This is a genomic window from Sodalis-like endosymbiont of Proechinophthirus fluctus (assembly GCF_001602625.1).
In the GTDB taxonomy this organism is placed as follows: Bacteria; Pseudomonadota; Gammaproteobacteria; order Enterobacterales; family Enterobacteriaceae.
The window spans coordinates 53,615-53,864 of record NZ_LECR01000015.1 but is presented as its reverse complement, the minus strand read 5'-3'; the positions used below and the strand labels follow the sequence as shown (position 1 = coordinate 53,864).

Annotated in this window: 1 pseudogene; it reads left to right on the top strand. The window is 57.6% G+C overall.

The features are described from left to right. Positions 1 to 233, top strand: a pseudogene (gene ubiF / locus BG74_RS01945) (2-octaprenyl-3-methyl-6-methoxy-1,4-benzoquinol hydroxylase); the annotation flags it as partial. Positions 234 to 250 lie beyond the last annotated feature (17 nt).

Below are 250 nucleotides of genomic sequence, written 5' to 3'. Positions count from 1 at the left end.
TGATTGATGCTCGCCGGCGTGACGAACCCTGGGATAGGCTGGCGGTATTGCAACGTTACCAGCGCCTCCGGCGCGGAGATAACCTGCTGATGCAAGCGGGAATAGATGCGTTCTATATAGCGTTCAGCAACGATTTAGCGCCATTGATGTTGGCGCGCAATCTTGGCCTTATGCTGGTTGAGCGCGCTAACGGCATTAAGCAGCGGGTGTTGCGCTACGCGCTTGGGATGTGAACCCCCAAGGGGGACCG